Source organism: Martinezella sp. CNPSo 3959 (genome assembly GCF_057784355.1).
This window is the reverse complement of record NZ_JBXSOV010000019.1, coordinates 82,775-93,049: the sequence shown is the minus strand read 5'-3', so window position 1 is coordinate 93,049 and position 10,275 is coordinate 82,775. Positions and strand designations below refer to the sequence as shown.

The window sequence follows — 10,275 nt, the reverse complement described above, 5'->3', positions numbered from 1 at the left end:
CTTAATGGGCGGAAGGCAGGGGAAAGTTTTCCTCAGCAGCCTTAAAAATCTTGTCCAGATGGTCAAATTTTGCGCGGGGCGGCTAAATACGAGTGCCTTCCCTCTATATGGCATCCTCCGTCCAGCAAAACCCCTCCCGTCGAGCAGACGGACGGCGCCTCGGGGCTTCCGTGCAACCTATTGGCCCCAAGCCTTAGAAAGGCCGAGATTTTCCATGAGGTTTCTGCTATGGTTTGAGGCAGATAAAAAGGGAAGGGAGGAAACAATGCATACAACAAGACCGGAAAGCATCATAGAAGTCAGCTTCGACAGCGCCAGTGGCCGTCGCGCGCTCGGTATTATGAGCATGCGCCAGGCGTTGGACCTGCCCGACCTGCCGAGCTTTACCTATACGCATCCCGATCCGCAGAAAGCAGCCGCCGGTATCGTCTTAAACCGGCAAGAGCTGCAGAGATTCCTGACCTGTCATTGAGCAGGCCGCTCCGCGCAAGGAGACGATCGCGTACCAGTGCGATCGGCTGGCAGGCGCGCCTATTTCAAGCTGCCTTTCTTTCCATCGTCATCGGCGGCAACAGGACGACGGCATTCAATCCGCCTCCTTCGCGGTCTTCCAGACAGAGCGTGCCACCATGCGCATCGAGGATCTGGCGGACGATCGCCAAACCAAGCCCGCTGCCTCCAAGATCACGGTTGCGCGATTCCTCCAGCCGCACGAAGGGTTCGAGGACCTCCTTGCGCCGCTCCGCGGGAATACCCGGTCCACGATCGCCGACGATGATGGCATCCTGATCGCCGCGGCGCCCGACGACAATATCGGCCCGGCCGCCATAGCGCAGCGCATTGTCCATGAGATTATCAAGCACTCGAACGAGAGCGGTCTCCGTCATCGCGACCGCAATCGGCTGCCCGATCGGCATGAAACCTACCAGGCCCTGGCCGTCCTGCCGCTCGGCGAGGTGACCCTGGATGGCAGCGTCGAGATCGCCAATGGTCTTGCCGTCCGAGATGACGGTGCTGCGGGCAAAGCCGAGTGCATCCTCCACCAGCCGCTGCATGGCCTCGACATCGGCGATCGCCCGCTCGCGATGCGGCGTTTCCGGCATCATTTCCATGCGCAGACGGAAGCGGGTGAGGTAGGTCCTCAGATCGTGCGAGATCGCTCCGAGAATGAGGGTGCGGTTGCTGACGAGCGCGGCGATGCGCAACTGCATGGCGTTGATCGCCTTGATCAGCAGACGCAACTCGCAGGCGCCTCTTTCGGGAATATGAACCGGCTGCAGACCATTGCCGATCGAGTTGACGGTTCGCGACAGGCGCGTCAGGGGCCGGGTTTCCCGCGCGACGGCGGCAATGGCGATCACGGCGACCAGTATGCCGAGGATGCCGCCAATGAGGCCGATGGGAATGCCGTTCAATCGCACCGTCGGCGTTTCGGGCAGGTTGAAGACGGCGACCTTGCCGCCGGCAACGCCGATCGACACCTCCACGATCCTGTCCGGCGCACCGACGGAGAACCAGCCCCGCGGCTTTTCGGAAAGCGACCGCATGTTGAAATAGCGGTTGCCGAGGGTGAGCGCCGCAAATTCGCGGGCGAGCTTCTCGGTAAGCGTCAGATTGGGCGCCTCCCCCGTTTGGCCTAGGGCCGGCGGATCGGCCAGGTGGATCGCCAAGCCGTTGGCATTCAGTGCCCGCACGGCCGCCTGCTGCGCCTCGGGCGGAATGGCATCGAGAAGACGGATCGCGGTCTTCACCTGCTTGGCGGGCGACCGCTCCGGATTGAACGGCGTATCCGGCTTCAGCTGTGCGGCCGCAAAAGCCGCAAGCTGAATGATGAACAGCGCCACGGCCACAATCATGATGATGCGGGCGACCAGACCGAGTTTCAGCATGGTTCAGACATCCTTCACGTCCCTTGTAAGGAGATAGCCAGCATTGCGCACCGTGGTGATGATCTGAGCGCCATCAGGCAGGCAATGGCCGAGCTTGGTGCGCAGGCGGGAGACCGTAACATCGATCGTCCGGTCGAAAGGATCGGCGCCCCGGCCGCGCGTCCAGTCGAGCAATTGCTCGCGCGACAGCACCCGGCGCGGTCTTTCGAGGAAGCAGACCAGCAGATCGAACTCGGCAGTCGTCAGATGCACGACACGTTCGCCATCCATCTCGATCACCCGGCCGTCGAGATCGACGATCAATCCGGCGAAGCTTTTGCGCCGTGATGGAATGCCGGCATCTTCCGGCCGCTCCGGCCCCGAGCGGCGGAGAATGGCGCGGATGCGTGCCAGGAGCTCGCGCGGGTTGAAAGGCTTGCCGAGATAGTCATCGGCGCCCATTTCGAGGCCGAGAATGCGATCGATATCTTCAGTCTTCGCCGTCAGCATCAGGATAGGCACCTTGCTGCGGGTGCGGATGCGCCGGCATGCGGAGAGACCATCTTCACCCGGCAGCATCAGATCGAGGATGATCAGATCGGGGAACCCCCTGGACAGAATGCGATCCATAGCCGCGGCGCTGTCGGCGGCCTGCACGGCAAAACCTTCACGGCTCAGGAACTCCTCCAGGAGCGCCCTAATCTCGCGGTCGTCTTCGACCAGAAGCAGCGATGCGGAAACCATGGCTCTTCCATGCGGGGCGAGAGGCGGTTTTGGCAACAGGGAAACGACCGACGTTACAAACTGTAACAAATTTCCCTTCTTTTGAAAAATCCCAGCAAAAGAAGCGATGCAGTTTCTCCGTAGCCGGATCCCTCCGGAGCGAAGTCGGCAGCTTCGTTGCCGCCTACCCGACCCCATCGCCCGCTCCGGCCCGCGACAGGGCTCGCATCCACGAAATGCGAGCCCTGTCTGCTTTTCCAAACCGCCGATCCTTTTCGACAATGCGGGTTTGCGTCCTGCTCGCCGCCGTGCGAAAGGATTGACCTTCACCGACGGCAATGTCGGGCCAGGGAAACATGCTCATGAGGCAGGACGGTTGAGCCAAAGGCAATCACCGCAGAGATCCGGCAAAGCGACAAGGCGCACCCCAGAGCCAGAAGGCAAGCGCGTGACCTTGCCGCGGGCGCTTTCGAAGCTTGGCTATTGCTCGCGCACGCAGGCGGAAGCGTTGATCGTGGCCGGCCGCGTGACCGTGGACGGCCGCCTGATCTCCGATCCTGCCACCTGGGTCGATCTGGAGCATTCGAAGTTCGCGGTCGACGGCATGGAGATATCAGCCGAAAAGAAGCTCTATTTCATGCTGAACAAGCCGCGCGGGCTGGTGACGACGCGCGACGATCCCGAAGGACGGCCGACCGTTTATGATTGCCTGAGGGAGATCGATGCCCGCCATCTCGCACCCGTCGGCCGCCTTGACAAGGCGAGCGAGGGATTGCTGCTCTTCACCAACGACACGGTATTGGCGCAGGCCCTGCTCGACCCCGTCAGCCATGTCGGCAAGGCCTATCATGTGCAGGTCGACCGCATCATGGACCTGGAACAGCTGGCGCGCATGGAGCGTGGCATCATCGACGATGGTGAACTTCTGACCGCGAGCTCGGCCCGGCTGCTGCGCAGCGGCGACCGCAACAGCTGGATCGAGGTGGAGCTGAAGGAAGGGCGTAATCGCCAGATCCGTCGCATGCTGGAGGCGCTCGGCATCGAATGCCTGCGGCTGGTGCGCGTTGCCTTTGGCGATATCGCGCTTGGCGATCTGCCGAAGGGCGGCGTGCGCGCCTTGACCGAGGCCGAAATCCTGCGCTTGCATCGGCGCGCCGGAATGAAAGTCAATCGATAGAAGGCTAAGCGCGATGCAACCTCATGACTTCTGGCAGGAGCTGAATGCGCCGGGCACCTTCGATCCAATGGCGGAGCGTGCGGACTTCTACGTAGCCGAGCTGCCGGACGGGCAGCAATTGCGGCTACCGATCCGCGTACTCGCCGACGGCGAACATGCGCTGGCGTCGCTAATCGTCAATCAGGCAAGCTTCACCGTGCTGGACGCTCTTGCGGAGACGCTTGCGAAGCGAATGGTAGAATATGATATCGATGTCGTCGCCGGATTGCCGACGCTCGGACTGACGCTGGCGGCGGCAGTGGCCCGCGCACTCGGCCATACGCGCTACGTGCCGCTCGGAACATCGCGCAAGTTCTGGTACCGCGAGGAGCTTTCGGTCCCGCTCTCCTCCATCACCACGCCAAACCAGGAGAAGCGTCTTTATATAGACCCGCGCATGCTGCCGCTGCTGGAAGGAAAGCGCGTCGCGCTGATCGACGATGTGATCTCCAGCGGCGCCTCGATCGCTGCAGGTCTTTCTCTTTTAACGTCTTGCGGCATCCAGCCCGTGGTGATCGGCGCGGCGATGCTGCAATCCGAACGCTGGCGGGATCGTGTCGATCTGGACGACAAGCGCTGGAGCGAGAAAATCACCGGAGTGTTTTCGACGCCTATCCTCGAGTGGAGTGGAAGCGGCTGGCGTCGGCCGAGCTGACCGCATTTTGCTGTTGCGGCCATGCGATGGAAGGCAAATTGCATATTATATATGTGAAAACCGTTCCGCTTCCGGCCGCAATACGCTAAGGGTCCGCTCAAGAAGCATCCGTCGGGCGGATGCACGAGCCTGTTGGTGGACGCGTTGCGAACTCTCTCCGAAGCCTATTTTCCGGAATTGCCCAACTACTATCGCGGCAAGGTGCGCGAAAATTACGATCTGCCCGACGGCAGCCGCATCATCATCAGCACCGACCGGTTGAGCGCGTTCGACCGCATCCTCACCTGCATTCCCTATAAGGGCCAGGTGCTGACGCAGACCGCCCGCTACTGGTTCGAGCAGACACGTGACATCTGCCCCAACCACGTGATCGACTATCCCGACCCGAACGTGGTAGTCGGCAAGCGGCTGAATATCCTGCCTGTCGAGGTCGTCGTTCGCGGCTATCTGGCCGGCACCACCGGGACCTCGATCCTGACGCTCTACAAGAAGGGTCAGCGCGAGATGTACGGCATCACCCTGCCGGATGGCATGCGCGACAACCAGATCCTGCCACAGCCGATCATTACCCCAACGAGCAAGGAATTCGACGGCGGTCATGACGAGCCTCTGACGCCGAAGCAGATCGTCGAGGGCGGGCTTCTGACACAGCAGCAGTGGCAGACGCTGACGAATTATGCTTTTGCCCTGTTCGCGCGCGGACAGGAAATCGCCCGCAAGCGGGGGCTGATCCTCGTCGATACCAAATATGAGTTCGGGACCGATGAAAACGGCACCATTATCCTTGCCGACGAAATCCACACGCCCGACAGCAGCCGCTATTGGCTTGCCGATAGCTACGAGGACCGCTTCAAAAACGGTGTGCGCCCCGAAAGCTTCGACAAGGATTTCGTACGGGCCTGGGTCACGGAGCGCTGCGATCCCTATAAGGACGAGATCCCCGAAATTCCACGGGAGTTGGTCGAGGAGACGTCCAAGGTCTATATACGCGCCTATGAAGCGATCACAGGCATGACTTTCGTGCCCGATGATCGCGGCGCAACCCCGCTTGACCGGGTTCGCGCAAGTCTCGTCCGCTATTTCCCTTAGGAGACCGTTTGAACGGTCGTTTCGCTGAATCGGCACGCTGCAACTTCCCGTAAGTTGCGGTGGAGATGGAGTTTTGCGCCATTCACATCCTTTGATTGTGGATGCAAGGGTATGTTTTTTGCAACACTTTAGATTTTTTTTACCGACAAGCTGATATTTCGCCCGATCCCACATATGTTCGCTGCCGAGAATTCGTAAAAGCCACTGTGCTATTGCAAAACTCGTTGCTAGATTGTCGCCGACCGCTTCGGGTCGTTGTTTGTGTTGCGTAAGACTGGAGCGCCGGCATATGGGGTCAAGCCGATCCCGAAAAACACTGATCAGTAAATTGAATTGTGGGACAAAGTGATGGTTTCCATTCGTACTGCCGCCCCCGCCCTGCTGCTTGTTTTGGCAGGTTGCGTCAGCGGCCCAGACCATAAGCCACCGGAAATGCCTCTCCCGGCCAAATTCTCGGAGGGTGGTACGAAGGCAAACGGCGATGTCGCCGGCTCGCAATGGTGGACCGCTTTCGGCGACACCAAGCTGAATGCCTTCGCCGCACAGGGACTTGCCCAGAACTTGACCATCCAGCAGTCGCTGGAACGCATCAACCAAGCGGAAGCTGCCGTCGTCACGGCAGGTGCAGGCGGTCTCCCGAGCCTCACCGTGTTGGGTGACAACACGACAAGCGGCCAGAAGGGTGGCTCGAGGGTATCGAGTTCCGGTGGCCGACGGAATACGACGACGGGAACCGCTTCGGCTTCCTGGCTGCTCGACCTCTGGGGTCAGTATCGCCGCGCTACGGAAAGCGCCAATGCTTCGGTCGACGCCGCCTATTCCAGCGTCGATGTCGCGCGCCTGACATACCTACAGGATCTCGCCAACAGCTATGTCAATGCCCGCTATTACCAGAGGCTTATCTCGATCGCGCAGGAAAACCTGAAGTCGCGGCGCGATACGCTTTCTCTCACCAAGTTCCAGCTCGAAGCCGGGGCGGCTTCCCGCCTCGACGTGGTCCAGGCCGAGGGCCTCGTCAACCAGACGCTGGCGCTGGTGCCCGGTTATGAAATCAGCTATCGCCAGCAGGTGCACCACATCGCGACGCTGCTGAACGTGCCTTCGTCGACGATTATCGCGCAGATGCAGGGCGGCGGCAGGCAGCCGGTGTTCCGCGGCAGCGTCCGCACCGGTGTTCCGGCCGACCTCATCCGCAACCGTCCCGATATTCGCGTTGCAGAGCGTCAGCTTGCAGCCTCGACGGCCCAGATCGGTGTGGCGGAAGCCAAGCTCTTCCCGTCGATCACCCTTAGCGGTTCGATTTCGCCGACCTATGTCCACACTTCGGCAGCGAGCGGCGGCCTGACCACCTGGTCGTTCGGCCCATCGCTGAACCTGCCGATTTTCGATGGCGGTGCCCTGCGCGCCGGCGTCAAGAGCGCTGAATCGACAAGCCGCGAGAACTATCTCGCCTGGCAGCAGACGGTTCGCTCCGCGATCGAAGACGTCGAAAACGCTCTGTCGGCAGTTGCCCGTGATGCTCAGACGGTCGCGGCGTTGCAGGCTCAGGTCAAGTCCTATCAGGAAGCCCTGCAGCTCTCGACAGCAAGCTACAAGGACGGTGCATCCTCGCTGCTCGACGTTCTCGACGCACAGCGCAACGTGACCGCTGCCCAGCAAAGCCTGGCACAAGCCATCCAAGCGAGCGCTCTCGACTATATCTCGCTGAACGTCAACATCGGCGCAGGCTATGTGCCGGCCGATAAGGCGATCGCGGCCGCAGGACCGACCAGAGCCAAGGCAGAGGCCATCAAGGTTGCTGCCAAGAAGGCGATGTAAGCCTATGGCCTAGGCTGTACCAGAGCCTTACCGCTTGAACTTGAAAACCGCCGCAGGGATCTGTGGCGGTTTTTCTTTTGGGTGCATAGAGATGGCTAAAATGAAAATGGCGCGCTCCGCTTCCGCAAGAACACGCCATCGCCAAAAACAAAAAGGCCGGAATGACCCGGCCTTTCGCCATCCGCCTTCACATCAGTGCCAGTACATCCGTGGTCAAAGGCAAGGGCGGAACTGCAGCCAGATTGATCATGAAAGGTCAACGAAGGGTTAACGCCACTTTCATGATATTAACGGACGAAACGGCTCGCTTTCCAGCGCGCCAGCGCCCATCGGCTGCATGACTGAAGCGTATATGAGAGGGCAAGGTGGCAATTTCAAGGCCGCTTTGTTGTTTCTGCCAGAAACCTTCTAAAGCAGCCCGGCAGCCTTGATCGAAAACCTTAACGCCTTTTCGGTTTCGAACTGGCGCGTTCAAGCTGTATTCATGCAAATGCTTTTACAATACATGCACAGATTGAGGAGGCACTTGGGATTCCTATCAGACCCCGTGCATGGAGAAGCCTTTATCTTGCCGAAGTTGGCTAGTGTTACCAAAGAGCGCCGGGGTAGGCGCGTGACTGTGAACAAGCGCCGGGGCGGCGAAGTGCGCGAAAGGGAGAGTGATTTATGAAATTCAAGGTTCTCGCGGCGAGTCTACTGACAGCGCTCATGGCGCTGCCAGCCATTGCGGAAGCGGCGGAAGGCTTTGCCACGGCAAACGTCAACATGCGGTCAGGCCCAAGCACCGCCTATCCGGCTGTCACGATGATCCCGGTCGGTGTGCCGCTTCAGATCAATGGCTGCCTCAATGATACGCCGTGGTGCGATGTCTCCTTCTACGGTGGCCGCGGCTGGGTTGCGGGCCGTTATATCCAGGCGACCTATCAGTCGCGCCGCATCTATATCGACCGGCAATATTACCGGCCGCTCGGTATTCCGACAGTGGTGTTCAATTTCGACGACTATTGGGGTCGCTATTACCGCGGCCGCGACTTCTACCGCGATCGCGATCGCTGGCGCCGCGGCCCTGGCTGGGGCGATCGGCGGCCTGACAGCGGCTGGGACCGCCGCAATTCTCCGGGCTGGGACCGCGGCTCCGGCTGGAATGATAATCAGGACGGCAACTGGGACCGCCGCCCTGATCGCAATCGCGACTGGAATGACGGACAGGATCGCAACTGGGATCGCCGGCCTGATCGTGATCGTAATCGCGATTGGGACGGACAACGCGACGGCAATCGTGACTGGGGCAGACAGCGCCCGGACGACAACCGTGACTGGGGTAACCGGCCAGACCGCCAGCGCGACAACAACCGTCCGGACAATAATCGCCCGGACAACCGCCCGCGCCCGGAACCGCAGCAGGCTCAACCGCAACCACAGCCGCAGCAGCCGCAGAACAATCCTCGGCCGAATGCAAGCGACCCGGGACCTTATAGCCCTAACCACAGGGATCCATGCCCCGCATCGGAGCCCAACTGCCGGATGTCGGTGAGAGGCTCGAACCGCTGACGGCCGGCCCTGCGACCACCTGAAAAGCTAAAAGGCTGGCGACTTTGAAAGTCGCCGGCCTTTTTGGTGAAGTGCATTGCCTCCCAGAAGAATCCGCTCCCATGCGGGAGCTTCACTCAGCAGATGATTTCACGGAAGAACACGCGCCCAAAACTCTCGACTTCTGCCACGCTTTCGCCGGTTCGCAAGGTTTGGACAGTTAATCCGATGGGAACGGCATGCTTCAATGCATCTTTAGACGCGCTTCCCGAGTCGCCGAAATGAACATCTCGCGCGCTTCTTCGGCAGACTTGCGGCCGTCAATGGCAGCCCGGCAAAGGCTTCGAGCCGCCACATAGAGGGGACCGCGGCGGTCGGGCCATAGATTGGCCATGCAGTTGAGGGCCTCGGACGGGCCTGTCACGACCTGGAACCTATCCTGAGCAAAACCGACCTCGATCGGATTGCTCCATTTGATATGTCGCATGAACACTCCTCCTCACGCGCTACCAATTACTTGGAACCGTCGATCAAGACGGCCGTATGACAGTACTATAACCTTGTTCAGAGCATTCGAAAATATGGAAGATGGCTTGTTGTGCGTGAAGTATCGACGCAGCCTCATCCGATACGAGTGCGATAGTATCCCCAAATTGCAGGAGAACACCGGCAGCCGCAGATGCATCAAACCCCAGGAAAGCTACTTTTCACGTGCGATCCGCCTCGCCTCATCCGGAGAGAAGCCGGCACGGCGCGCAAGCCGCTCAAGGCCGAATATGCGGTCGATCTGGTCCACCAGCCACAGTTCGAAACGTTTCCACATTGGCTCAGTCTCCTCCGCTGCGATCCGTTCGATCGCAGCGGCTCACGATGAACATCGCACTGGCCAACCACTTTATTTCAACGGAATTGGGGCGGCCGTTGCGCGTTGGAGAGCAATTCCTGCTTCGTTGCGAAATCGCCGAACAGCTTTTTCAGCCGGGCTTCCTCCTCCTTGCAAATCCGGTGGCGTCGGACGAAATCCTCGACGCTCCAGACCTCACGCAGCTTGCTCTCTTCAATTTGCTCTATCTTCAGTAATGAAGTCATGGGCTCGCCCTCTTTGTTTTTATGAGAGGATAATGCTCAGGGTGGCGAAAAGTTCCTTGCGTCCCCGCCGGTCGCAGGGCGAGATCGCCGCCATTGCGGGGCGGAATGTTCTTAATCCCTCCTTAAATCGCCGCATTTACAATTCAGGCGGGATTTGATGTCTTCAGGAGAGGCGGAACCAAGGCGAGTTGCTTTACCTCGATCGCCCATTGGCTCGAAGCGCGCTACCGCCGCTGCGATCAGCCTGATAGAAGGCATGGAATACAAGGGCACCGAGGTACGACCGG

11 protein-coding genes are annotated in these 10,275 nt (G+C 60.0%); 7 read left to right on the top strand and 4 right to left on the bottom strand.

The genetic code is table 11. From position 1 onward, the window contains the following. Positions 1–265: 265 nt before the first annotated feature. Complete coding sequence (locus tag AC13RE_RS27060; RefSeq protein WP_112338926.1) at positions 266–472, top strand: hypothetical protein; 207 nt, start codon at positions 266–268, stop codon at positions 470–472. A gap of 64 nt (positions 473–536) precedes the next feature. Here AC13RE_RS27060 and AC13RE_RS27055 read toward each other — a convergent pair whose 3' ends face one another. Both AC13RE_RS27055 and AC13RE_RS27050 read right to left on the bottom strand, forming a co-directional pair. Next, positions 537–1,889 (bottom strand): ATP-binding protein, encoded by a 1,353-nt coding sequence (locus tag AC13RE_RS27055; RefSeq protein WP_488565208.1) that lies wholly within the window; start codon positions 1,887–1,889, stop codon positions 537–539. A gap of 3 nt (positions 1,890–1,892) precedes the next feature. Further along, a complete protein-coding gene (locus AC13RE_RS27050; RefSeq protein WP_132721684.1) occupies positions 1,893–2,612 on the bottom strand; it encodes a response regulator in 720 nt (239 codons plus the stop codon). Between the two features lie 355 nt (positions 2,613–2,967). Between AC13RE_RS27050 and AC13RE_RS27045 the strand changes: the two genes are divergently transcribed. From AC13RE_RS27045 to AC13RE_RS27025, 5 genes are all read left to right on the top strand, one after another. Then, complete coding sequence (locus tag AC13RE_RS27045; RefSeq protein ID WP_488565207.1) at positions 2,968–3,768, top strand: pseudouridine synthase; 801 nt, start codon at positions 2,968–2,970, stop codon at positions 3,766–3,768. A 13-nt stretch (positions 3,769–3,781) separates the two neighbouring features. Continuing rightward, a complete protein-coding gene (locus AC13RE_RS27040; RefSeq protein ID WP_488565206.1) occupies positions 3,782–4,462 on the top strand; it encodes a phosphoribosyltransferase in 681 nt (226 codons plus the stop codon). A gap of 144 nt (positions 4,463–4,606) precedes the next feature. Continuing rightward, positions 4,607–5,551 carry a phosphoribosylaminoimidazolesuccinocarboxamide synthase gene (locus AC13RE_RS27035; protein WP_112412286.1) on the top strand — a complete coding sequence of 315 codons (945 nt, stop codon included), beginning with the start codon at positions 4,607–4,609 and terminating at the stop codon, positions 5,549–5,551. Positions 5,552–5,899: 348 nt separating this feature from the next. After that, positions 5,900–7,369 carry an efflux transporter outer membrane subunit gene (locus tag AC13RE_RS27030; protein ID WP_488565205.1) on the top strand — a complete coding sequence of 490 codons (1,470 nt, stop codon included), beginning with the start codon at positions 5,900–5,902 and terminating at the stop codon, positions 7,367–7,369. 666 nt (positions 7,370–8,035) lie between these two features. Continuing rightward, positions 8,036–8,920 carry an SH3 domain-containing protein gene (locus AC13RE_RS27025; protein WP_488486406.1) on the top strand — a complete coding sequence of 295 codons (885 nt, stop codon included), beginning with the start codon at positions 8,036–8,038 and terminating at the stop codon, positions 8,918–8,920. A 223-nt stretch (positions 8,921–9,143) separates the two neighbouring features. On the opposite strand, the gene AC13RE_RS27020 is transcribed toward AC13RE_RS27025, so the two are convergent. Both AC13RE_RS27020 and AC13RE_RS27015 read right to left on the bottom strand, forming a co-directional pair. Beyond that, complete coding sequence (locus tag AC13RE_RS27020) at positions 9,144–9,386, bottom strand: DUF982 domain-containing protein (protein WP_132721694.1); 243 nt, start codon at positions 9,384–9,386, stop codon at positions 9,144–9,146. Between the two features lie 213 nt (positions 9,387–9,599). Then, positions 9,600–9,722 (bottom strand): hypothetical protein, encoded by a 123-nt coding sequence (locus tag AC13RE_RS27015; protein WP_257714005.1) that lies wholly within the window; start codon positions 9,720–9,722, stop codon positions 9,600–9,602. Between the two features lie 47 nt (positions 9,723–9,769). Here AC13RE_RS27015 and AC13RE_RS27010 point away from each other — a divergent pair, with 47 nt between their 5' ends. Continuing rightward, the gene (locus AC13RE_RS27010; RefSeq protein ID WP_488565204.1) at positions 9,770–9,979 is read left to right on the top strand and encodes a hypothetical protein; all 210 of its coding nucleotides are present in this window, start codon (positions 9,770–9,772) and stop codon (positions 9,977–9,979) included. Positions 9,980–10,275 lie beyond the last annotated feature (296 nt).